Origin of the sequence: Nostoc sp. C110, assembly GCF_043099725.1 — a bacterium.
Lineage (GTDB): Bacteria > Cyanobacteriota > Cyanobacteriia > Cyanobacteriales > Nostocaceae > Nostoc > Nostoc muscorum_A.
Genome location: NZ_CP171148.1, coordinates 2,320,029 through 2,343,744, shown reverse-complemented (window position 1 = coordinate 2,343,744; position 23,716 = coordinate 2,320,029). Strand labels below are relative to the sequence as shown.

Annotated in this window: 24 protein-coding genes, 1 tRNA gene and 1 pseudogene; 10 read left to right on the top strand and 16 right to left on the bottom strand. The window is 41.8% G+C overall.

The genetic code is table 11. From position 1 onward, the window contains the following. Positions 1-104: 104 nt before the first annotated feature. Entirely contained in the window at positions 105-1,145 is a 1,041-nt protein-coding gene (gene cobW / locus ACFFRD_RS15640) for a cobalamin biosynthesis protein CobW (protein WP_114082012.1), read from the top strand. A gap of 121 nt (positions 1,146-1,266) precedes the next feature. Then, positions 1,267-1,737: an ABA4-like family protein gene (locus ACFFRD_RS15635; RefSeq protein WP_392482249.1), complete on the top strand. Its 471-nt coding sequence runs from the start codon at positions 1,267-1,269 to the stop codon at positions 1,735-1,737. Positions 1,738-1,785: 48 nt separating this feature from the next. Here the strand turns inward: ACFFRD_RS15635 and ACFFRD_RS15630 are convergent, their stop codons facing one another. From ACFFRD_RS15630 to ACFFRD_RS15620, 3 genes are all read right to left on the bottom strand, one after another. Further along, positions 1,786-2,001, bottom strand: coding sequence for an acetyltransferase (locus ACFFRD_RS15630; RefSeq protein ID WP_392482248.1), 216 nt, complete (start codon positions 1,999-2,001; stop codon positions 1,786-1,788). Positions 2,002-2,281: 280 nt separating this feature from the next. After that, on the bottom strand, positions 2,282-2,590 hold the full coding sequence (locus ACFFRD_RS15625; RefSeq protein WP_114082015.1) for a DUF3181 family protein: 309 nt from the start codon (positions 2,588-2,590) through the stop codon (positions 2,282-2,284). A 119-nt stretch (positions 2,591-2,709) separates the two neighbouring features. After that, the gene (locus ACFFRD_RS15620) at positions 2,710-2,967 is read right to left on the bottom strand and encodes a 2TM domain-containing protein (protein WP_114082016.1); all 258 of its coding nucleotides are present in this window, start codon (positions 2,965-2,967) and stop codon (positions 2,710-2,712) included. A 530-nt stretch (positions 2,968-3,497) separates the two neighbouring features. On the opposite strand from ACFFRD_RS15620, the gene ACFFRD_RS15615 reads away from it, so the two are divergent. Beyond that, positions 3,498-3,695, top strand: a complete 198-nt coding sequence (locus ACFFRD_RS15615; protein WP_114082018.1) for a DUF2795 domain-containing protein — start codon at positions 3,498-3,500, stop codon at positions 3,693-3,695. Here ACFFRD_RS15615 and moaC read toward each other — a convergent pair. Further along, positions 3,676-4,206: a cyclic pyranopterin monophosphate synthase MoaC gene (gene moaC, locus ACFFRD_RS15610; RefSeq protein ID WP_163939148.1), complete on the bottom strand. Its 531-nt coding sequence runs from the start codon at positions 4,204-4,206 to the stop codon at positions 3,676-3,678. The genes ACFFRD_RS15615 and moaC overlap by 20 nt on opposite strands. A gap of 33 nt (positions 4,207-4,239) precedes the next feature. On the opposite strand from moaC, the gene ACFFRD_RS15605 reads away from it, so the two are divergent. Continuing rightward, a tRNA-Arg gene (locus ACFFRD_RS15605) sits at positions 4,240-4,313 on the top strand. 38 nt (positions 4,314-4,351) lie between these two features. On the opposite strand, the gene ACFFRD_RS15600 is transcribed toward ACFFRD_RS15605, so the two are convergent. The 3 genes from ACFFRD_RS15600 to ACFFRD_RS15590 form a co-directional block, all read right to left on the bottom strand. Continuing rightward, positions 4,352-5,626 (bottom strand): MFS transporter, encoded by a 1,275-nt coding sequence (locus tag ACFFRD_RS15600; RefSeq protein WP_392482247.1) that lies wholly within the window; start codon positions 5,624-5,626, stop codon positions 4,352-4,354. Between the two features lie 90 nt (positions 5,627-5,716). After that, entirely contained in the window at positions 5,717-6,730 is a 1,014-nt protein-coding gene (locus tag ACFFRD_RS15595; RefSeq protein ID WP_392482246.1) for a glycosyltransferase family 2 protein, read from the bottom strand. Between the two features lie 14 nt (positions 6,731-6,744). Beyond that, positions 6,745-7,449: an NlpC/P60 family protein gene (locus ACFFRD_RS15590; protein WP_392482245.1), complete on the bottom strand. Its 705-nt coding sequence runs from the start codon at positions 7,447-7,449 to the stop codon at positions 6,745-6,747. Between the two features lie 9 nt (positions 7,450-7,458). Between ACFFRD_RS15590 and ACFFRD_RS15585 the strand changes: the two genes are divergently transcribed. Further along, positions 7,459-8,391 carry a serine hydrolase gene (locus tag ACFFRD_RS15585; RefSeq protein WP_392482244.1) on the top strand — a complete coding sequence of 311 codons (933 nt, stop codon included), beginning with the start codon at positions 7,459-7,461 and terminating at the stop codon, positions 8,389-8,391. 322 nt (positions 8,392-8,713) lie between these two features. On the opposite strand, the gene ACFFRD_RS15580 is transcribed toward ACFFRD_RS15585, so the two are convergent. The 8 genes from ACFFRD_RS15580 to ACFFRD_RS15545 form a co-directional block, all read right to left on the bottom strand. Continuing rightward, a complete protein-coding gene (locus ACFFRD_RS15580) occupies positions 8,714-10,354 on the bottom strand; it encodes a metallophosphoesterase (RefSeq protein WP_392482243.1) in 1,641 nt (546 codons plus the stop codon). 385 nt (positions 10,355-10,739) lie between these two features. Continuing rightward, entirely contained in the window at positions 10,740-11,999 is a 1,260-nt protein-coding gene (locus ACFFRD_RS15575) for a glycoside hydrolase family 10 protein (RefSeq protein ID WP_392483078.1), read from the bottom strand. 82 nt (positions 12,000-12,081) lie between these two features. Further along, the gene (locus tag ACFFRD_RS15570; protein ID WP_392482242.1) at positions 12,082-13,224 is read right to left on the bottom strand and encodes a hypothetical protein; all 1,143 of its coding nucleotides are present in this window, start codon (positions 13,222-13,224) and stop codon (positions 12,082-12,084) included. Positions 13,225-13,888: 664 nt separating this feature from the next. After that, complete coding sequence (locus tag ACFFRD_RS15565) at positions 13,889-14,392, bottom strand: hypothetical protein (RefSeq protein ID WP_392482241.1); 504 nt, start codon at positions 14,390-14,392, stop codon at positions 13,889-13,891. Positions 14,393-15,015: 623 nt separating this feature from the next. Next, positions 15,016-16,299 carry a tetratricopeptide repeat protein gene (locus tag ACFFRD_RS15560; protein WP_392482240.1) on the bottom strand — a complete coding sequence of 428 codons (1,284 nt, stop codon included), beginning with the start codon at positions 16,297-16,299 and terminating at the stop codon, positions 15,016-15,018. A gap of 264 nt (positions 16,300-16,563) precedes the next feature. Beyond that, positions 16,564-17,466 carry an ROK family protein gene (locus ACFFRD_RS15555; protein ID WP_392482239.1) on the bottom strand — a complete coding sequence of 301 codons (903 nt, stop codon included), beginning with the start codon at positions 17,464-17,466 and terminating at the stop codon, positions 16,564-16,566. A gap of 68 nt (positions 17,467-17,534) precedes the next feature. Continuing rightward, on the bottom strand, positions 17,535-17,744 hold the full coding sequence (locus ACFFRD_RS15550; RefSeq protein WP_179072276.1) for a hypothetical protein: 210 nt from the start codon (positions 17,742-17,744) through the stop codon (positions 17,535-17,537). A 76-nt stretch (positions 17,745-17,820) separates the two neighbouring features. After that, positions 17,821-18,717: an ABC transporter permease gene (locus ACFFRD_RS15545; protein ID WP_179075448.1), complete on the bottom strand. Its 897-nt coding sequence runs from the start codon at positions 18,715-18,717 to the stop codon at positions 17,821-17,823. 224 nt (positions 18,718-18,941) lie between these two features. On the opposite strand from ACFFRD_RS15545, the gene ACFFRD_RS15540 reads away from it, so the two are divergent. Beyond that, complete coding sequence (locus ACFFRD_RS15540; RefSeq protein ID WP_392482238.1) at positions 18,942-19,073, top strand: element excision factor XisH family protein; 132 nt, start codon at positions 18,942-18,944, stop codon at positions 19,071-19,073. Next, the gene (locus ACFFRD_RS15535; protein WP_392482237.1) at positions 19,061-19,396 is read left to right on the top strand and encodes a XisI protein; all 336 of its coding nucleotides are present in this window, start codon (positions 19,061-19,063) and stop codon (positions 19,394-19,396) included. Before ACFFRD_RS15540 ends, ACFFRD_RS15535 begins: the two co-directional genes overlap by 13 nt. A 69-nt stretch (positions 19,397-19,465) precedes the next feature. Here ACFFRD_RS15535 and trxB read toward each other — a convergent pair whose 3' ends face one another. Continuing rightward, complete coding sequence (gene trxB, locus ACFFRD_RS15530; RefSeq protein WP_392482236.1) at positions 19,466-20,836, bottom strand: thioredoxin-disulfide reductase; 1,371 nt, start codon at positions 20,834-20,836, stop codon at positions 19,466-19,468. 79 nt (positions 20,837-20,915) lie between these two features. On the opposite strand from trxB, the pseudogene ACFFRD_RS15525 reads away from it, so the two are divergent. The 3 genes and pseudogenes from ACFFRD_RS15525 to ACFFRD_RS15515 all read left to right on the top strand — a co-directional run. After that, positions 20,916-21,230: pseudogene (locus tag ACFFRD_RS15525) on the top strand (Uma2 family endonuclease); the annotation flags it as partial. Between the two features lie 441 nt (positions 21,231-21,671). Beyond that, complete coding sequence (locus tag ACFFRD_RS15520) at positions 21,672-22,199, top strand: class I SAM-dependent methyltransferase (protein ID WP_392482235.1); 528 nt, start codon at positions 21,672-21,674, stop codon at positions 22,197-22,199. A 165-nt stretch (positions 22,200-22,364) separates the two neighbouring features. Continuing rightward, on the top strand, positions 22,365-23,696 hold the full coding sequence (locus tag ACFFRD_RS15515; RefSeq protein ID WP_392482234.1) for a class I SAM-dependent methyltransferase: 1,332 nt from the start codon (positions 22,365-22,367) through the stop codon (positions 23,694-23,696). Positions 23,697-23,716: the final 20 nt, after the last annotated feature.

Here is a 23,716-nt window from a genome sequence, read left to right as displayed (position 1 = left end):
CTTTCAGCTTAAAATAACTAAGTCAATCTTCAAACCAAGCTTAATCTCAGTATTTAAGTTTGTAACCCGTAAAACTTCTCATACTGAGAAAATCAGGCAAAAATATGGCAACCAAAATTCCTGTCACAGTGATTACAGGCTTCTTAGGTAGTGGAAAAACCAGCCTAATTCGCCACCTGCTACAAAACAACCAAGGCCGCCGCATTGCCGTTTTAGTCAATGAATTTGGCGAACTCGGTATTGATGGCGAATTGTTAAAATCCTGTCAAATTTGCCCCGAAGATGGTGAGGGCGACACTAATATCTTTGAATTAACCAACGGCTGCTTATGTTGCACCGTGCAGGAAGAGTTTTATCCGACGATGCAAGAGTTAATCAAGCGGCGAGATAGCATCGACTGTATTTTGATTGAAACCTCTGGTTTAGCTTTACCAAAACCATTGGTGAAGGCTTTTCGCTGGCAAGAAATTCGCAACGCCGCTACTGTGGATGCGGTAATTACGGTGGTAGATTGTGCGGCGGTAGCAGCAGGGACATTTGCTAGCGATCCAGATGCGATCGCAGCCCAGCGCCAAGCAGATGATAATCTAGAACATGAAACACCCTTGCAAGAACTGTTTGAAGACCAACTTGCTTGTGCAGACTTAGTGGTGTTGAATAAAATTGACTTGGTGGATGCCGAGACAAAAGCGAGAGTTGAGGAATTAATTAAGCAAGAGTTGCCTAGAGTGGTGAAGATTGTCGAGAGCGATCGTTCTCAACTAGACGCATCTATATTATTAGGATTCCAAGCCGCAGTTGAAGATAATTTAGATTCTCGTCCTAGTCATCACGATACCGAAGAAGACCACAATCACGACGAAGAAATTACTTCAACTAATTTAGTTTTGGATCGTACCTTTGATCCAGAAAAGTTGCAACAGCAGTTAGAGAAATTAGCACAACAACAAGAAATTTACCGGATTAAAGGCTTTGTTGCAGTGCCAAATAAATCTATGCGTTTGGTGATGCAAGGCGTAGGAACGCGATTTGATAAATTTTACGATCGCCCCTGGAAACCGGAAGAAGCTAGGCAAACGCGCTTAGTTTTTATTGGACGTGATTTGAAGTCTTCAGAAATCGAATCGCAACTTGTAGCTTTATAGGTATAGTTATATATCCGACTTCTTTAAGAAGTCGGGGATCTATATCTTGAGTGATACAAGTTAATAATAATTAGTTAATTCAAAACAAATAATAACTGAAAATTCTTCACTTTACAAAAATATGACGATCTCTCAACTATTTAACGTCGCCAACCTTTTCGTTTTGCCATTTTGGGCGTTGATGATTTTATTGCCAAACTGGAAATTTACACGGCAGATAATGTCATCATATTTGCCCTTTGTGCTACTAGCTGGAGCATATTTGTATTTGTTTATCAGCAGCATTACCCCAGAAAATGCCCAAGCTTTATCGAATCCCCAATTAGCTGATATCGCTAAATTTTTTGCAGATGAAACTGCTGCTGCAACAGGTTGGATTCATTTTCTAGTGATGGATTTATTCGTCGGCCGCTGGATTTATTGGGAAGGGCAAAAAACAGGTATTTGGACAATTCACTCTCTTGCACTGTGTTTGTTTGCTGGCCCTATGGGATTACTGTCTCATATCTTGACTTACTGGATTGCTAAGACATTTTTCCCGAAATTTCAGCAGAATGAAACGGTAAATGCAGAAGAAAAAGCTGCGTCATAATTTGGCGCTTATTAGGGTAGCATGGCTATGCTACCCTACTATTAATTATTAAGCATTGTCCTGCCTATAGTCGGCATCTAACCAACAGCGTGGTAAAACTTCACCTGAAGGAAAAACGAGATTTTCTTTTTTAAAACTTTCAGGTTGCTGTTCTTCTTGACCTTCTTGGTCTTTTGCGTGAACAACATCATTATTCGGGTCAAGTAATTCCTGAATTTCAAGAATCTTGACTAACTCGCCACTATCTTTGACTTGTAAAAGCATAGAAATTGCCTCAATGAATTTGCATGAAAGTTCAAAGCGAGTCTCAATATAAACTCGCTCAAATCTAAACTGATTTTGAACGCGGATATTCCTTAATTGTTAAAGGAAATTTTTATCACAAATCCACACAGAAATTACACGAGATTCATCTGTGTGTACCTGTAGAGTTAATTTTTATAAAATAGACACAGCAAACATATACCTAATTCAGGAACTAAAATCGAATTAGGAAATGCTGATCAATAAAATTGTCAAACTAAGATAATCTTGGTTTTAGCGATTAGAACTCGCGTTGATATTTTTCCAAAATATCAACTAAAGTAACCTGGCATTGCAGTGGCAGTAAATCGATTAAAGGAATTTCACTTCTACCGCCGCCAATTTTTACTGAAATGGATTCCAAGACTTTTAAAACTTGGTCTTCATTTACACTGTTGGAAGTAATTAAAGGATAGAGTCGTTCGGCAACCAGGGTATGCAGTTTGGCATTCGATAGATAAAGATGCCATTTGGCAATGTCTATGTAGACATTTTCGCCAATTTCAGCTGCTAGGGCTTCTAGTAATTCCGTGGTGTTAGTCTTAGCCATAAAAATAACCCTACATTAAGAAAAAGTGCGAAATCTCAGGCTTTTTTACATTATCACTCAATTAAAAGGCTGATTCCACTACCACAGGTTACAATCGCCCTAGCATTAGTAGTCCGTCTTCAGGTGGATTTGGGTGGAGTTTCGGTGTAGTTAGCGATCGCACTAATATAAATCAGATGCGCTAACACTATTCCTGTCCAACTTAAAGTCACCCACGGCAGCCACTCCCAGGTAGTGCCTTTCAAAATGTGGAAAAACCACAAGCCAGAGTTAATCGTAGCAGCGATCGCTACATGGGTGGCAAAATTCATCCGGTCATCGATCTTACGATAATCAGCGTCTTTGCGATCGGGTTTGCGAGGCCAACGAGGAGGCATAAATATTTGTTACAGATTTAAATACACCCTATTTATTCTAAGGTTTTTGTGGCAATGGTTGCTATTAGACCCTTACAACCGGAAGAAGCAGGGGGCAGGGGGCAGGGGACAAGGGGACAAGGGGGAATGGCACGCTTGAAAAGCTGAAACCTCCTTGCTGGCATGGTGTGGGAGGTGTGGGAGGTGTGGGAGGCAATGCAGCATTTGTTGATATGCAGTTATTCAATTTCTTCTCTTTCTCCCCACACTCCCTACACTCAAAAAGCAAGTTATATCAGGGCTTTGCGATTAACAAGCGTGCCATTCGGGACAAGAAGTGAGAACTTGAAACAAGTCTTTCCCCTTGTCCCCAATTCTCCTTGTCCCCAAGTCCTCTTCCCAATTCCCCATCCCCCATCCCCTATACATAATTCATCAACCTAGTGGATGACCTTTTAAGTTATCTCAGTTAAAAATGATTCATCTGTTTGATAGAGGGAGCAAATATATCCACTTGTGAATATGGAAAGAACCTTTAGAGGTGGATAAAAATGGCTAAGGCAAACCCAGTTGAAATGCAAAAACACTTAAAAGGTGTTGACTACCCTGCTGGAAAGAAAGACTTGATTAAGCACGCTAAAAAGCAAGGGGCAGATAAGGAGATTATTTCTCTGTTAGAGAAACTGCCAGATGATGAGGAGTTTGATAGCCCAGCCGATCTCAACAAAACTATAGGTGAGATAATCTAGGTTCTTGCTCTGGCGGGGAATAATCTCCTGATTTCCCGCCACTCTTACTTATTAAACGAATCGATTCAATTTGAATCGACTTTTCTAAAGCTTTTGCCATATCGTATAAAGTCAGCGCAGCCACAGAAACAGCAGTTAAGGCTTCCATCTCTACACCAGTTTCAGCTTTAGTTTTGACTGTGGCTTGAATTTGATAACCAGGTAGTTGGGGATCGGGTATAATTTCGACCGCTATTTTTTGCAAAGGCAACGGATGACATAGAGGAATTAAAGCGGCTGTTTGCTTGGCTGCCATAATCCCAGCCAATCTTGCAGTTGCTAACACATCACCTTTTGGGACATTTCCGGCTTGAATAGCAGCAAAGGTTGTTGGCAACATTCGTACATTGGCAGCAGCTACTGCTTGGCGGATGGTGGGTGCTTTATCAGACACATCTACCATCTGTGCCTGTCCGTGTTGATCTAGATGGGTTAAGCTAGCAAAATTAGATAGAAAATTATCTTGCGTCATTTAGTTGAACGTGTTAATATAGATTGTCGGTGAGGGCGTGTAGCTCAGTGGACTAGAGCACGTGGCTACGGACCACGGTGTCGGGGGTTCGAATCCCTCCTCGCCCGTTTTATCAGGCTAAGAGTTAAAAGTTAGGAGTGAGGAATTAAAGTTCTTCACTCCTAACTTTTAAGTTTTTCAAGGCATAAGCATCTGGAGCTAGACCTAGTGCAAAGCGCAGGGAGTTGGATAGGTTTTTGCTCGACTGGGTGACGAAGATGACAAGTGCAACAGAAGTGATCGCAGCACCATAGCCAAACATATCGCGGTAGCCGACTTGTTCTGCGATGATGCCCAAAAGAGGAGCAGCGATCGCAATTCCTAAATCAAGTCCAGCTATACATAGAGCAAAAATTTGCCCCCGTTCTTCTGGCAGTGAACGGTCTGCCATCATTACAATCATCATCGAGATTAGTGTACCACCACCAGCACCTTCAGCGATCGCAGCCAATAAGAAAACCATCGGGCTGTAAGCCTGCCACAGCAGTATTAACGCTAAAACATAACAAAAAATACCAAAGGTGATAAATAAACCACGACCAAAGCGATCGCTTGCCTTACCAGCAAATATCCTGATACTAAAACTAGAAATTGCCGCAGCTGTAAAAAACAGTCCGCCATTGAAGTCTACCTGACTGGATTTGAGGAACAACGAGACAAAGGTATGTACAGCACCGATGGACAAACCAACCAGCAACATAACTATAGTTGGAACTTTCACCTGTGGACTGCTCAAAATTTGCCAATAATTGCGTAGGCGTAGCCCGTCGTAGACATCCTCTGCCTCAGTTTGCTCTTGTGTCTGCACTGGCGGATTCATGACTTGTACAATTCCCAAGAGAGCGAAAAAACCCAGTTCCGCAGATACCAGAAATAATATTCCGTAACCACTTGTAGCTTCTAAATACCCACCCAAGGCAGGGCCAATTGCTAAACCAAGGGGAGTTGCTAGGGTCATGTAACCAATGATTTCGCCACGAGTTTCTGCGGGAGCTAAATCTGCGATTAAGGCACTGTAGCCAGTTGTAAAAGCCGCAACGCTAATACCGTGAAAAATCCGCACCAGGATCAACAGCCCAATTGATTGAGTTGCCAAGTAACCAAAGGGTGCGATCGTAGCTACTATCGTACCAATCAACAAGACAATTTTTCGACCACGTTCATCGGCTAACCGTCCCAGCATCGGGCGAAATAGCAATAACCCAATGGCAAAACTGCCCATCACAATCCCAATTTCTTGCTTGCTTGCGCCCACATCATCGATGTAAAGCGGTAAGGTTGGTAAGAGCGAAGACAAACTCGACCAGAATAATAAACCTGCTGTAAATAAAACCAGCAGGTTGCGCCGTAGTTCGGTGTCAAAAGTATTAAGTGCTTTCAAGGTAGATGCAATTTAATGAGGTTTTGTCATGTGTCATTTGTTATTTGACCAATGACCAATGACCAATGACTAATGACTACTATTGTTACGTTACTTAACAATTTTTGCTACTACTTCTCGCACGCGATAGATAGGCCGCCCTTGGGATTCATGGTATGTACGCATGAGCAATTCTGCTAAAAGACCGAAGCAAAATAACTGCACCCCAGTTACTAGCAGGAGAACAGCCAAACTTAGCAACGGGCGATTGCCAATCATCTCACCTAAAGCTAATTTGACAAAAGTCAAGTAAATTCCGATCGCTGTGCCTGAAACCATTGAAATCAAGCCCAACAGCCCAAAAACGTGCATCGGCCGGGTGAGGAACTTTTTCATAAATAGAATAGTTAACAAATCCATCAACACCCGGAATGTCCGCCAAATCCCATACTTACTGCGACCAAAACGACGAGCGTGATGACGCACGGGTATTTCAGTAATTCTAGCTCCTTCGATGTACGCCAAAGCCGGTAAAAATCGGTGTAGTTCACCGTAGAGGTTCATATCTGCCAACAGTTCTGCACGATAAGCTTTCAGCGAACAGCCATAATCATGAATATTCACGCTAGTAGTATTACGAATTAGCCAGTTAGCAATTTTGGAAGGAAGTAACCGATTTACAGCACCATCTTGGCGTTTTTGCCGCCAACCACTTACCAAATCGTAACCCTCATCCAGCTTTGCCAATAACATGGGGATATCAGCCGGATCATTTTGGAGATCGGCATCTAAAGTAACGATCGCTTTCCCGGCTGCATAATAAAATCCAGCAGCCATCGCCGCAGTTTGTCCGTAATTGCGACGCAAAATTACCGCCTTTAAATCAGTGCGGTTTTGCGCCTCTTTTTTCAAAAAATCCCCGGAACCATCTGTAGAACCATCATCCACACAGATGATTTCATAATTTACCTGACTAGAAGATAAAGTAGATGCGATCGCTTCTAATAAAAGCGGCAAACTTTCCACCTCATCATGTATTGGCACCACCACCGAAACATCTGGGACAATAGTCGAAATCGTCCCATTCTCCTCACTTAACCCTTGATCAACCAACCCACTCCTCATAAGCCTCAGCGCCCTCAGCGTCTCTGTGGTTCGTAACTCTTAAAAACTCTACCAGCACCTCGCAGCTGCTGATAATACGACAGACTAACAGCATCTCCCTGTTCCGAGAGAATATCAATCGCAATTCCATCCCGTCCCTGATCTTTACCAGAACTATGGATGTAATAACCATCAGCTAAATAAAGCCCGACATGGGTTGCTTTTTGGTTAGTTCCAAAAAATACCAGATCACCAGATGCTAGTTCTGCAATCGTAATTGGTTGGGTGAATCCTTCCTGTTGATAGGCATCTCTAGGTAGCCAAATCCCCACCGAAGCAAACGCCGCCTGCATCAACCCAGAACAATCATAATTTGGCCCAACCGTACCACCCCAAAGGTAATAATTTGATTGTTGCATCGCTTTTTGGGCAAAAGCGATGACTTCTGCGAGGAGTTTCTTAATTTCAGATTCAGAAAATGTTGCAGCCTGATAAGGTACAGTAGCAGGTTGTAATGAATCAAAATCTGAAAGAGATAACCATCCCGGATAGTCATCTTCACACAAATACACCTCGACCGCTAAATTTTGACGATTTGATGTTACCCACAAATGCCTCCCAGATGCAGATTGAGTTGCTAAACGTGTACATTCAGGAGAATCATATAAATTTAGGTCAGCTAAACACTGATACTCCCCTAATTTTGGATTTTGGATTTCGGATTTTAGATTAAAGGACATTATTAGAGAATGATTTTTTTTAATAAAGACGAACAACTCGAAAATATTGGTAATGGCATTTTAGATGCAACTTGGGCAGCATTTCCGACTTTAGCCCGGAATCAAATTGCCCTGACTTGGGTTGTTTACGATCCACCAGTGCGAGTAAATACTGGTGGGGCGCTGACTCCCAACGCTTTTTGGGATCATCCAGTCCGTGGTTTTACTTATCGTGGTGTTGAACGGATTTATCCCGCCAGTGTAGTCAAGCTATTTTACCTGGTGGCGGTAAATGAATGGCTAGAAAAAGGCATGAGTCAAACTTCCAAGGAATTGGAACGCGCCTTGCGGGATATGATTGTCGATTCTAGTAACGATGCTACCAGCTTGGTTGTGGATATTTTAAGTGGTACTACATCTGGGCCAGAATTACCAACCGGGCCCTTTGAAACCTGGAAATATCAGCGTAATATCGTTAACCGCTATTATCAATCTTTGGGTTGGGAAGAAATGGAGACGATTAACGTCTGTCAAAAAACCTGGGGTGATGGGCCTTATGGACGAGAACGGGCGTTTGCGGGAGAGTTACTAGAAAATCGCAATATGTTGACAACAAATGCGATCGCTAGATTATTGCATAGTATTGTAGGTGGCGTGGCGGTTTCCAGTGCGCGATCGCAAGCAATGATGGCTTTACTGAAACGTCCTCTCAACGATTTACCCACTGACACCGAGGAAAATCAAGTAACAGGCTTCTTAGGTAGTGGAATTCCTAAAAATGCTCAAATTTGGTCAAAAGCAGGCTGGACAAGTCAAGTTCGCCATGATGCAGCATATATTGAGTTACCAGAACAGCGCCCTTATCTCTTAGTGGTATTTACTGAAGGTAAAGCCCAGGCGAAGAGTCAGGCTATTTTGCCCTTTGTTTCTGGGCAAGTTGCCGAAGCGATCGCTAGTCTATGATCTTCAGGTTAAACCCACCTCCGTGGGTTCCAATACGCTTGGTTAAGGGTTATTGGTGTAAATGATTGGTCTTTCAAGACGCGATAAATCGCGTCTCTACATCAGGGTTTTGTTGCTCATTATGAACTGTATAGCCCTGGGTTCAACACCTCAATTTTTTCTTAACCTGTTCCACATTTAAATTGCATATACTGGGCGGGCAGGATGCCCACCCCACAAGAGTTATATTTAATTCTATTATGCAAATTAGATGTTTTTTAGCTTAGTCCGCGGAGGCGGACTTTGTTTGTGTAGCCGCGAATTCCATTCGCCCCGGCTATTTCTATTTCAACTTAAATTCGTCAAACTTCACTACTTCCGAATCAGGTTTGCGAGTGTCAAAGCGATAACTACTTATTGTCCCTGCCCCCGTATCAAAAATACTAAAAACCGTAATATTATTACTCGAAATATAAGGCATTGGCTTTCCATCTTCACCCAACAAAGGGGCAATAGTGGGCACTATTGGTTCCAAACCATTGGGATCGCCAACCTTAACATAATCCTCTTGATATCCAATTGGCACTTCTCGCTTTCTGTCACCCCAAGCAGCGCCGTAAGTATTGCCCACATTAGATGTTTCTAGAAAGTGCATTCCACTGGGACTAACAAAACGATTCCACAAATGAGAGTGCCCATAGAATACCAATTGCACATTAGCCGCTTCTAATAAAGGCACAACATCGCGGATAATATAATCTGCATCTTTCGGGTATTCGTAACGCACGGTTTTAATATTATTACCATCCCGTTCAATTATTGGAACAGGTTCTGTATAAGCAGGAACGATATTATCACCCAGAGTATGGGGAGGATGATGGAACATCAGAACTTTGTATTTTGCTTGTTTAAATTCAGAGCTGTTGAGTTCTGCTTCTAGCCAATTATACTGCTTGCTGCCTTTAGCAATTGGCTCATAAATTAGCTGTCCATAACCCCAATTTTCAGGATTATTTAAATCCTTTTCAGCTTCCTGATATCTACCCCTGCGCTTTCTATCTAAGTTGGGAGTCCGCCACATATTCGTAGCGTACAGTACCACTAAACGCACATCCCCAAAACTGACTGCATAATACCTTTTTCCACCCTCTTTACTCTTTGGTAAAGAGAAAATCTCTTCGTAGGTATTAGTATTAAAAGAATTATCTATTAAAGATTTGTCTCGATAAATTTTTTGAGCAACGACGCGGGGAATTGTATCATCAAATTCATCATTTAAACTTCCCATCCTGGCAAATCGCCCCATCACCTCATGATTGCCTATGCAAGTAAACATGGGTGCGTGTTGAATTATTTGTCCACCAGTGTAGGTTGTCTTAATGTCGTTGTGCGTCATTTCATAAGTAGCACGACCTTGTAAGCCGGGAAACAACGCACCACCACTATTATCATCAAACCATTCTGAGGCGCGATCGCTAATATTAACTAAATCACCAGCAAACCAGACTCCATCAACTCGTCCAACTGTTTCTACCACCTTTTGCAGATTTGCTGCTGTCATCGGCTTTAATTGATGATCTGAGGTAAGTAAAATTTTTAGTGGTGTATCTGGTTTGGGAGTAGCTGCAAGGGTAAAAACATCACTGTTAATACTCTCGCCGTCTTCTCGCACACTCGTAACCCGATAGTTTAACCGCACACCAGGAGTTAACCCACCTACCTCAGCCTCATGTCGCCAAATGTCACGCTGAAAGGGTTTTTGATAAACTTCACCGTCTTTGGTTTGATTTCCAACTCTTGATTGCTGGTCTTCACGAGTGCGATTGAGCTTGGTAGTATTTGCCTTAGCAGTTTGTTTAAGATTTTCACCATAAGTTACTGTGTGTTTAACACCAGCAAACTCAGTAAACCAAACTACTTGCACTGAGGTTTCAGTTGGTAGTTGTAAAAATGGATCGGTGAGCAGTTGGGGTGCTGATGTCATAATTGTTTGCCCAAATGAACGCACGCTTACCAGAGTAAGGCATATCACAAGCGCAAGCATAGCCACTAAGGAAATTTTACGGCTGTGTAAGCGTCTGAGCATGAGTAACATCCCAAATTTTTAAAGTATTCACCGACTGAACGCAATACGGTTTAGTTAAGGCTAAAACTCTTTCTTTGTCAAAGTCATTTTTTTTTACGTAGACGCGGAGCGGCTTGCCGCAGGCTACTACAGAGACGCAGAGGGCACTGAGAGAATAAAGAAATGCTTAACTGAACTGTATTGCGACTGAAGGCAGGCTTCACTTATTTTCATAAAAAGCCGTGGAGAAATCGAAGTCATTAGTACCAATGACTAATGACCAATAACCAAGGACAAATGACTATTAACTAAATGGTTTCCAACCTGCTAGCAAATTTGGGTAATCTACAGGTGTGGGGAAAATTTTCTGGAAGCCAGTTTGTCGTTCTTGTGGCTTTTCTTTGCTCATATTCCAGAGGGTTTCATAGAAAAAGAAAGAGACTCCAGCAAAATTGCGATCGCGGATTTTTTGCACTTGTGTCTGAATCTGTTGCATCGGCACAGATCGGTTTTTTAACCCAGCCAAAATGCCCACACTCACTGGAATATGGCTCTTTGCCGCTTTCACTTCTGGATATTCTAATTCGTTAACAAAAACATTCAAATCATCACGATATATCTGCAAAACTAAGTCTTCAATGATTCCTAGCCGTTCCCACTTTTGCCAGTCGGCTAAAAAGAACTCGTAAGAAAAACGTTGAGGATTGGGTGCAATAGAAACTAGGCAATCTTTTTTAGTAGCTTTGATGGTTTTGAATACCCGTTTCATAAACTCGGTGATTTTGTTAGCTCTCCAACGCACCCATTCTGGATCTTTAAAATTTTTGGAGGGAGCTTTACCACGGTGTTCTTTTTTGTAAAGTGCCACTGTGTAAGCATCGTAACCTAATTCTGATGGTAAGCCAAAATGGTCATCAAATTGAATGCCATCAATATTGTAGTTTCTGACAATTTCAACGATTAAATCTTGGATAAATTGTTGTACTTCTGGGCGAAAGGGATTTAGCCAAACCCGGTTATGCGTGCCTTCTTTGACAATCCGAGTCCCGTCGCTGCGGCTAGTAAGCCATTGGGGGCGATTTTTAGCTAAGAGAGAGTCGGCTGGTGCCATGAAGCCAAATTCAAACCAGGGAATTACTGTTAGCCCTTTTTGATGTCCCACATCGACAATTTCTTTGAGAATATCTCGCCCTTGCAATCCGGGTGTGGGATCGAGCGATCGCCCAATTACTTTTTGGGCAACTTTACTGGGATACAATGTATATCCCCAATTCCAAACCGCCGGATAGATGGTGTTAAAATTGAGTTCATCAAGGCGTTGCAAAGATCCCTTGAGGCGATCGCGCTCAAATAACACATCACTATCAATATTTGTTAACCACACCCCCCTTAGCTCAGATGCCAGTTTTGGCGGTAGATTAATTTGAGCGTTCAATGGGAACGATAGCATCACCGTTGCCACCACACTCAAGGTAACGATAACGGCAAATAACCCCGACTTTCTGCTTTGGCGAATATTCCACCAAGAATGAAACCCAACACACCACTTGAGTAACCTTTTCATCATCAATCAGCATGAATAGCGATCGTTTTGATTGTAAGCGCTAAAACAATCGCTATTTAATCTCATTGCTGAGGTTGATCATTTATTGGGCGCTGGCTACGAGTTGATTCCAAGCTTTGACTGCTGCTTGTAAATTCGTTGGCAGATTATTTCGAGAAATATCATTGTACTGAACTGTACCCTTTTGGCTGGTAAGAGTGAAGGTGATATAATCAGCAGCACCACTAGGGGCTGGGTAACTCAAATTTTGGAATTTACTAAAATTAGAGCGTTCCAAATATCTCTGAAATTGTTGCACCTGTTGCACAGAAACGCTGCGAACACTACGTTCAGAATCATTAGCATCACCAATTCGCACGCGAATCAATCGCCCATCTTTGAGTAAGACAGTCTGGTAGGTTCTGCCAGCAAAACCGCCACTGGAGATTTGCCGAAATACTATATCTCGATCTAACGGTGGTGGTAACTCGCTAGCTGGAATTTGCACAGGGGTAAGTGTACCTTCGTTAGCCTTTTGATTCAGTCTGACTGCGGAACCTGTTTGATTAGTATGATAAACCAAGGTTTGGTCAACCGCACCAACAACTACTCGCCAGCCTGATACCAAATTTTGGGTACAGAGTTCATCAGCATTAGCTAATTCTAAACAGCCATTTCTCCAAGTTTGCCGTTGAGCCTGAATGATGGTTAGCTGAGAAATTGGCTGTTGCAAACGTCTGGATGCAGCTTGCAAAACAGCATTTTTTACAGACGCAGGTAATTCATCTGGCAGGTTGTTAGAAGGAGTATTTGCCGAAGCTAAACGTAGCGATCGCCCATTGTTATTGGTATGATAAACCCAGTTTTGTTTGCCATTAGACACCACAATCCGCCAACCAGGAACTAACGCTTGGGTGCAGATTTCATCAGATTGAGGCAGTTCCAAGCAACCATTGCGCCAAGTCTGTTGGCTATAATCAATAATTTGCAGTTGGCTAGTAAAAATTCCCTGTTTGCGGGCTAAATCTCGCAGTACCGCCTTAGCTACTGGACGTGGCAAGCGATTTGGTTTAATATTATCTTTGAGGACTTCATTGTTTGTTTCTAACGAGAAGTTAGCAGAAGCGCCCGTCGCATCTTTGATAAGCGTTAAACTGCTAGTTACAGACAAAATTCCAGTTAAAATCAAAGCAGTGAAAATTCGTGCTTGATTGGTGTTAAGGTATTTTTTCAGCATGGTTCTCATCGTAATATAGCGATGTTACTCAATAGTTATAGAACTGGAAAATAGTATCCAACCACGTGTAGGCAATAAAATATATAATTCCAGTACTTCACCAGTTGGAATTAATTTAGTATATTTGTCCTGAAACAGATATAAATACAGACGCTGATGTACTGATTGTTTGTTCCTTATACAAATTCTGGGTGAAAATTGCACTCAATGAAAACGCCATATATCCCAATACGCTTGGGTTAAGCGCTATTTCTACAAAATCGTGGGTTTTGAGACGCGATAAATCGCCGTCTCTACAAGAGTTTTGGTCTTATCTGAACTGTATTGGCCTATATCCTACCGCAATTTAGGAATAACTCAGAAGCGTTGCATTGGATAAAAAGTTTGTTGTGGATTCTCTTCCACGTCCCTATCTGGGAAAATAGCTTGTTTCGTTCCGATGTAGAGGATGAGAACGAGTAAAAGCTTATGAAGCTAGGTTTTTAGGACTTATGTGTAAACTATATCCTCGCATCAGAGAAAAATGGAAGCAAGGTTTTCCAATCCCATGAGAAGTTAGGGTAAGCGAAGGTTAAATAAAAGTAATTTTATAAATAATTGAACAGAACCGTAGCTTAGATTTTGCTCGGCTCAACCTAGCATCTACAAATATTTTGAGTAATCTCAGCCAATATTAGGCGCTGATGGCTCGTTGTTCAGATTCAACTAGCTGATTGTGAGGTACATCAAATCTAATAGTACTTGCTGCCCAGTCTTTGAAATCTGGTGCTAACCAGACTAGCTTGCGGAGAATTTCATCATTAACCCACAACATCAAGGGAAACCGAAACTGTTTCCGAAACTCATTTCGCATGATGTTAGTACTGATGATTAGTTGGTTAATTTCTACTACGGATTCTAAACCCCGTACCATCAAAGCTTCGGGTTGGGTAGCACCAATCGCACTTGTAATAGCTGTATACAATGTGTCAGCCGCAGGTGAGAGCAAGATTTCGTGGATATCTGTCGATGAAAATTCTGTTAACAGATTCAGCACTTGCTGCTGTCTTTCAAGACTGTTACAACAAGCTAATATCAGTGAGAACTCCCCACCAGAAACCATCATCGCCCTTGCCAGCCTCTTAGTGGATGCTGTGCTGCTAACTTTGTCGTTTTCTGAATTATTTAAGCTGATCATTAAAAAATCCTGCTTTTAATTTTAAAAATATCTGAGCAATATTCAGTTATTCTACCCTATTAATTTTTATGCAAAAGTGTTAAGCGGGTAATTTATGATAAGCTTTTCTCTTAAACTGACTATATTACTACGGATTACCTACCAAAAGAGGATATTCTGTATTATCCCACAATTATACTTAAGGAATAATGTAAAGGTAGTATTAAAATCACGTAAGCAAAAGATAACGCAAGTAAAAGGAAGTTAGGAAAAAATTAACAATTTAATTACACTGTATTTTTATAGATTTTGGCATCTACCATTGGTTAAGTAATTAATTCTTATATTAAGTTAAAAAAATATTCAGTATTAGTTTAACAACAAATATTGACAACTGGGAAAAAGCTCAATTCATCCTTTTGATAGAACTGTGGCTTAAAGATTTCTCGTTATTCAGAGGATACTGAATTTTTAGCTTTATTAAGATTGGTTAAGAATACCTGAAATATAACAATTCATGAATTCAGACAAATCTGAAAGGGAAATACAACACGCTGAGTTTATTACGAATTCTCAACAACAGGCGATGTCTACGACGAGCTACGCTAATGCACACCCTTGAGATGAATAAGACTGAGAATCTTCTACCCACCAAATAAACGCCCCCAAAAACCCTTCTTCTTATTTCTATAAATCTCTAAGTTTTTACGAATCACAGTGTCGTTAGGGTTAAGGCGAACAGCTATTTCCAGCTCGGTGATCGCTTCTTCCAACTTTCCTTGACCGTACAGCGCTGTCCCCAGGTTATTGTGAGCGAGTGCCAAGTTAGGGTCAATTTGCAGAGCTTCTTGGTAGGCGGCGATCGCTTCTGGCAACTTCCCTTGACTTTTTAGCGCACTCCCCAGGTTATTGTTAGCGAGTGCCAAGTTCGGGTCAATTTGCAAAGCTCTTTGGTAGGCGGCGATCGCTTCTGACAACTTCCCTTGATCCTCCAGCGCTGCCCCCAGGTTATTGTGAACGCCTGCATCGTTCGGGTCAATTTGCAGAGCTTCTTGGTAGGCGGCGATCGCTTCTGACAACTTCCCTTGACCGTACAGCGCTAACCCCAGTGCAGTGTGAGCGTTTGCATAGTTAGGGTCGATTTGCAAAGCTCTTTGGTAGGCGGTGATCGCTTCTGACAACTTACCTTGACCGTACAGCGCTAACCCCAGGTTATAGTGAGCAATTGCATAGTTAGGGTCGATTTGCAAAGCTCTTTGGTAGGTGGTGATCGCTTCTGACAACTTACCTTGACCGTACAGCGCTAACCCCAGTGCAGTGTGAGCTAGTACAGAGTTCGGGTCAAGATAGAGGGCTGCTTTGAACTTGACGGCTGCTTCCTCAAACTTTTTAGCTTCGTACAAACGAGCCGCTTCGTTTATCAAGCTTGTGACTTGATGTGTAGTATTTTTAGCAGGAGTTGAGGAAGAAGTGTTTGATTTCGCCATTTCTTCAACTACTTTGCGAATCCCTTGAGCGACATTTAAAAAAGCCTCATCTTGGTCTTGCCAGGTTGTGACAGGTTTAGCATTTTTAGGCAGTGCTTGCAGTTTACCAAAAGGTGCGCCATTCCAGTCTGCCGGCTTTAGAATAATCGGAATTACACGAGCTTCCCGCGTTTCATGTCGCTCCATTGCCCGCTTCATTTCTTTGTCGTAGCAGTAATCTGAAGCCAGAAAGTTAGCACTCACTAGCAGCAGAATGATATCTGCAATATCAAGATTATCATCTATCTCATTAGCCCATTCTCTACCAGCACTGATTTCGCGATCGTGCCAAGCTTCGATAACTCCCTGACGTTTCATCATGCTCAGATGAGTTGCCAACTCGTCACGCAAGGCTTCATCTTTGTGGGAGTAGGAAAAGAATACTTTAACTGCATTAGACATAATTCTTGGTTCAATATCATCAGATTACTGTACATGAATATACAGTTGAACTTTTCAACGATAAAAGCCCAAACAAAGAATTCTGAATAATACCCTGTAATTAAATTCACAGAACCCCGACTTCTTTGAAAAGTCGGGATTCTTATCTCTCATGAATTATTAAGTAGGGCTGATCAAAGCAAATGATTTTGCGATCGCTATTCACCAATTCTCAAAGCAAACAAAGCGATCGCCAAGCGATTTTTATAACTGAGATTACACAATCTAAAATCTCGAATAGTGTTGCAATGCCAACCTTGCTGCACCCACTATCCCGGCAAAATTGCCTAACTCTGCTGGCAAAATCTGTAAACCATCTCGTGATAAAGGCTGCACTCGCTTCTCAATTTCTGCCTTCACTGCTGGTAAGAAAAACTCAAAGCTGCCACTTATACCGCCACCAATGACGATCGCTTGCGGTGTGAGTACATAAATCAAACTCGTCAAGCCAATTCCCAGATTTCTACCATATTCTTGCCAAAAAGTCAATGCTGCGGCTTCTCCTTGTTGAGCAAGAACACCCAATTCGATGGGTTCCTTGAGAGTGCGGCGGCGAATGGCAGTAGCAGAGGCATGTTGTTCTAAAGATCCTTGATTACCACTATTACAAATTGGCCCATCAGGATTTAATGAAATTAAACCCAATTCCCCGGCGGCTCCCTGATGTCCAACAAATAGTTTGCCATCAAGGATAATCGCGCCACCAACCCCAGTTCCTAAAGTTAGGAGAATCAGATTTTGAAATTGGCGACCGGCTCCCAGCCAAGCTTCTCCCAAAAGAGCGCAGTTGGCATCATTAGCGATCGCAGTAGGTTTGCCAGTTTTAGCTTCTAACCAATCTGCTAAAGGGACATCGATCCATCCAGGTAAGTTAATGGCGATTTTGGCGATGCGTCCTGCTGCATCGGAGGGGCCAGGAGTCCCAACACCAATAGCAAAAGTTTCATTATTTGGATCAATTTGCGCGATCGCATCTACCAGCACCGCCAGCACGGCCTCCGGCGTTGTCGGCTGGGGAGCCGCCATAGTCAACGATTGCAGACAAGTTCCATCGGCTGTAAACCGCCCCAGCTTAATTGCTGTTCCCCCCACATCAATGCCAATTACTTGAATTTTGTCATTTGTCATTTGTCATTTGTCATTGGTAATTGGTGAACAGCTATTCCCTATTCCCTATTATTGGGTGCGAGTAGTTTTCATCCGCGATCTGTTCGCGTAGCATCTCCGCCTGGAAGAAGACGCGAAGCTTTCAACTCCGATTTCTGTAAATTAGCAAAAGTCGTGGTGCGGAAACTCGATTGCTCTTGCCAAGCTGTAACTGGCGCACCTCTTAAGATGCCAGCAAGGGCAACAGAAAGGAGAAACCCACCAGTAGCGGCGGCAATTAACGTCAGGTTATCTTTCACACAAATCTCTCCAGTTATCAAATTACTAGTTATTAATGATTAGCCCGTTGACTGATAAGTGTCCACTGTTTACTAACTATTTTCGGATTCTATTTTCTCTCCGTAATCGGGGATTGACAAATTCGTTTAACCCCTCACCAAGTAGTGATAACCCTACCACCATGAATGTCATGGTTAAACCAGGGAAAAGCGTAGTCCACCAAATGCCAGTAGGTAGAGCTTCTAGGGCTTGTTTTAAATCATGTCCCCATTCTGGCACTTCTTCGGGAAGTCCTAGCCCCAAAAAGCCCAAACCGCCCAACACCAAAATTGCATCAGCAGCATTGAGTGTAAAGAGGACGGGTACGCTTTGAATGACGTTGAAAAATAGATAACGAGAAAGCACAACCCAAGTGGAAGCACCCATTGCTTGAGCAGCTTCGATGAAGACTTCAGTTTTCACGCTAACAGTGTGGTTGCGAACAACGCGATAATATTGGGGGATGTAGGCAATGCTAATAGCGATCGCTGCATTTAATATCCCACGTCCCACCACAAACGCCAGTGTCACAGACAGTAGTAGCCCCGGTAAAGTGTAGATGCTATCCATCAAAAACAGCAACACTTTATCCAATTTACCGCCGAGATAACCACTCAGCATCCCCAGAGGCACACCGATAATCATACTTAGTGCTGTTGCCAAGATCACAACCTGCAAAGCAGCTTGAGCGCCGAATAATGTCCGGGAGAAGACATCATAACCCAGGCGACTAGTGCCAAACCAATGTTTAGCTGAGGGTGGCTCGTGAATTGGATTAGAGAGAAAATCTTTCGGGTTTTGCAGCCATCCCCAAGCCTGGAATAGGGGAGCGAAGAATGCCAGGAAGATGAAAAATAGGGTGATGGCTAACCCAATGAGCATGAGTTTTTGGGAAAGATTGGAACTTTTGCCAAACTGTAAAAATGTCGGTAGTCGCCGTTTTGTAATGGCCATGTGCGATCGCCTGGATCAAAGCTTGATACGCTGACCATTTTACATATCAGATAGGTTATTGCGTAAATATTCTGGATAAAAGTCCGGCTGCTTCACGGTATATACAGAGTTAGACTGAGGTAGAGATGAGACTATGCCTTATTTTTGCTAGAGATAAATTACCAGCCAGTGTTACCACAAAGTTTAATTATTCCAAGTAGAAAAATTTTTAATATGTTTTATATTTGGCAGTACGGGATAACGTATTTACAGCTTTGTTTGAGGAACCAATTAGTACACTTTTAATAGAAACTGAGAATCTCAATTTACTCGTTTTTAATCCAGAAACTGAGAGGATTATTCAATGGATACCTTAGATAATTATCGACGGATCATCAAAGAGGTATTAGTATCCTACACACAAATTCCTTATTCGCACGCAGCTATTGAATGTAAAACAGTATTTGATAGCGAAAAGGACAGTTATTTGCTGATAACTTTAGGCTGGGATGGTGTAAAGCGAATTCACGGTTGCTTAGTTCATATTGATATTATTGATGGCAAAATTTGGGTGCAACGAGATGACACAGAAGATGGTGTTACCTACGAATTGGTCGCAGCAGGAATTCCCAAAGAGAAAATTGTCTTGGGATTTCACCCGCCAAATGTTAGGCAACACACAGGATATGCTATTGCCTAACTTATTAAGGCTACCATTTAAGCCAACTGTAGCGGGTTATTGGGCAGAGTCTTCCCCACTCCCTATTCCCTAAAGATTACTTTCAATTAACTGGCGATATTCGGTTTTTTGCTTCACGCCTTTAACTTCCTTCACCAATTCCTTGTTTTTGAACAATTGAACCGTTGGCGTTCCTGTCACACCAGCATTTTCAGCAATATCTCGGTCTTTATCGATGTCAATTTCTACAAAGTGAATTTTGCTGTCAAATTCATCCACCACTTTATTTAAAATTGGCTTCAGGGTATGACAAGGGCCGCAACCAGGAGAGACGTATTTAACTAGGAGTAAGCGATCGCTTTCATGGAACAATTTCCGTAGAGCGTAACCTCCCTCATGGCGCGTTCCATTCAAATTAAATCCAGCTTCTTCCTCGGCTTCAGTCTTTTTGGCTGGCTGATGTTCTAATTCATTGTCTGCTGTTTCTGGCTGTTGATGGAATTCTTGAATCAAGCCACTGGATGACAACCAGCGTTCTGCTAACATCGCCGCCATACAGCCAGTACCCGCGGCTGTAATTGCTTGGCGAAACTCATGATCTTGCACGTCGCCGGCTGCAAAAACACCCTCTACACTAGTTTCTACAGAACCGGGTTTAGTGACAACGTAACCTACCTCATCCAGTTCTAGTTGCCCCTTAAATAAAGAGGTATTAGGACTATGACCAACGGCGTAGAATAAACCCTTAGCGTGCAGTTGGCTTTCTTCACCAGTTTTAGTATTGCGGATTTTCACTCCTTCCATGTGACCATTACCAAAGATATCCACGGCTTCTGTATTCCAATGCACCTGGATTTTTGGGTTACTCAAAACCCTGTCTTGCATGGCTTTAGAAGCCCGCATTTTATCGGTGCGTACCAACATATTTACCTTAGAACCGTATTTGGTGAGGTAAATAGACTCTTCCGCCGCCGAGTCACCAGCACCAATTACAGCCAATTCTGCACCGTGAAAAATTGGTGTTGCACCATCGCAAATTGCACAAGCGGAAATACCCCGACTCCAAAATTCCTGTTCGCTAGGTAAACCCAAACGCTTTGCTGTCGCACCCGTAGCAATGACGATGCTATTGGTTTTAATTTCCCTTTCTTGCGATCGCACTGTAAATGGACGCTGACTCAAGTCAACTGATATAACATCTTCAGTATATAGTTCCGCTCCCCAGCGTTCCGCCTGCGCCTTCATCTGATCCATCAGTTCCGGCCCAGTAATCCCTTTGGGAAACCCTGGAAAGTTCTCGACTTCCGTTGTTGTCATTAATTGTCCACCAGGTAAACCCCCGGCTTGGAAACCTTCAAATACAACGGGTTTCAGATTAGCACGTCCGGCATAGATGGCGGCTGTGTACCCTGCTGGCCCAGAACCGATAATTACTAAGTTTTCTACTGTGGGGTTAGTCATGACCATATACAAACTCATAACGACTACGTTTAATATAGCATAACAAACTGTGATTGGCTATGCCAGATGGTAAGCGATCCCTGATGTGTCTTTTGTTAAAGCTGATCGCCTCAAGAAGACCAAGCGCGACTTTGTAGAGTTAGTTCCAGACTTGATGGTTGAGATTAAATCTAAAAGCGACAGAATCAAACCGCTTGAAGAGAAGACTCAGCTATTTTTGCAACTTGGGTCTACAGTGGGCATATTGATTGACCCTGACAAATTGACGGTAACGGTTTATCGAATAAACCAAGCTCTGGTGGTAATGCAGAATGGCAGCACACTCACACTACCAGACTTGCCACCAGGTTGGAAACTGGCAATATCAGAGTTGTGGCTACCTGAGTTTGAGTAAGGCGCTTTCACAATCGAAGTTGAAAATCTAGCCCTTGGTTAACACCAGTGGCTCAGTAATGTTTGTGCCCTTTTGTCTGGATGCAAGAATTATCACCACGAGCAAAAACGCCTTCCACACTGGTGTGTACAGAACAGTATTTACCCACAATGTAACTTATCTGATCCAGTTCTAATTGACTCTTAAATATTGTGATAGAAATCCTCGTAAGTTGGGAATACTCAAGATTGGGCGTGCCGCTAGCTTGGACAGCATGGCAAATGTTCGCAGGTATGTCTTAGCTGTCAACAAGAGTTGGCGTAACGGTGGGGAGCATCAGAACAAAGTTAGTATGAGGAGCAATTTCAATGCCCAGTCCAACATCTGATTTTTTCTAAAAAGTTTTAATGCTTGACCCACAATAGGTAGAAAAAACGATACAAAGTAGCAAAATACAAAAAAATGACAGACATTAAACTTCATATTGGTGGACATCAAACACATCCAGACTGGAAAATATTCGATATCGAACCTCGTCCAGAAGTAGATTATATTGGGAACGCATCTGATTTAAGTCAATTTGAAAGTAATTCAATTGCCGCAATTTATGCCAGTCATGTTCTAGAACATTTTTATCATGCAATAGATAATGAGCTAATCAATACATTAACAGAATGGTATCGTGTTCTCAAACCAGGCGGACAACTTTTTATTAGTGTTCCCGACTTAAATACATTGTGTTGGCTTTATCTTTTTCCAGGAATTAAATTAGTTGATCGTTTATATTTAATGCGGATTATATTTGGGGCGCAAACCAATATATATGATGTTCACAAAGTAGGATTTGATTTTGAAATCTTGGCTGTATGTTTAGAACAAGTTGGTTTTACCAAATATCAACAAGTACAAGAATTTGATTTATTTAATGATTCCAGCAAAATACGTGTTTCAAGTATACTTGTTAGCCTAAATGTAATTGCTAATAAATAAAAATTTCAAATTCAAATCAACTTTTCATTTAATATATAATAGGCGTTAATTTTTAAATTATTGCCAAAAATGGTAGCTTTTGACCGTCAATGTTTTTACAGACAACCTAAAGAAATAGCCCAATCTAGTTTATCAATCTAAAAACTACTATCAGGAGCAACTTTAATGACCAGTCCAGCATCTGATTTACTAGATAAAATTCGTCAACAATTTGACACTTCTCCCTATCCGAGAGTTCCTCTTGATAAATCTCCTAAAGATGATCCTAATTTACTTTACATTCATAACTTAGTCACGCCTTACTATTTAAGAAACCAAAAATTTATCGATACCAAAGGTAAAGTAATTTTGGATGCTGGATGTGGCACTGGCTATAAATCATTAGTCTTGGCAGAAGCTAACCCAGGTGCAAAAATTGTTGGGATTGACATATCAGAAGAATCGATTAAATTAGCACAGCAACGCTTAGAACATCATGGATTTGACAATGCAGAGTTTCATGTATTGCCAATACAGGAATTACCAAAGCTAGATTATCAATTTGACTATATTAATTGTGATGAACTTCTATATCTTTTTCCTGATTTAGCTGCTGCCTTACAAGCAATGATATCTGTTTTAAAGCCTAATGGCATCATTCGTAGCAATCTGCATAGTTCAATCCAGAGATTTACTTATTTCCGCGCTCAGAGAGTCTTCAGAATGATGGGTTTAATGGACGAAAATCCAGAAGACTTGGAAATGGAAATTGTAGTAGAAACAATGAAAGCTTTGAAAGATAATGTCGATCTCAAAGCTAAAACTTGGAATTCTAATAAGTATGAAGGAGAGAACGGAAAAGAAAGAATTTTAATGAATTACTTATTTCAAGGAGATAAAGGTTACACCGTCTCTGATATGTTTATGGCTTTGAAGGCAGCTAACCTAGAGTTTATCAGTATGGTTAACTGGCGACAGTGGGACTTAATAAATTTGTTTAAAGAACCAGATAATTTGCCTGCTTTTCTGGGCATGAGTTTACCAGAAATTTCTATAGAAGAGCGGCTACAGTTATTTGAACTAATAAATCCTATTCATCGGCTGATTGACTTTTGGTGCGGTCATTCTAATCAAGTACAGACTTTTCTGCCAGTTTCACAATGGGCTGACTCTGATTGGCGACTGGCAAAGGTGAGTCTGCATCCTCAGTTAAAAACTCGCAATTTCCAAGAAGAACTCGTAGCCTGTATTACAGAATTCAGAATATTTCCTATCAGCAACTATTTATCATTAGTTGAGGAATTTGTGGGGATAGATAGCTCATTAGCATTTTGCCTGATACCTTTATTAGAACAACCCCAGCCGATGAAGTTCTTAGTAGAGCGCTGGAAACAATTTAGACCTTTAGATCCTATAACCTTAAAGCCTACAGATGAAGAACAAGCTTTTCAGATGGTGCAACAGCTGTTACTGATGCTGGAGAGTTTTGGTTACTTAATGTTGGAACACCAATCCTAAGCAAGTATGTATAGTACATT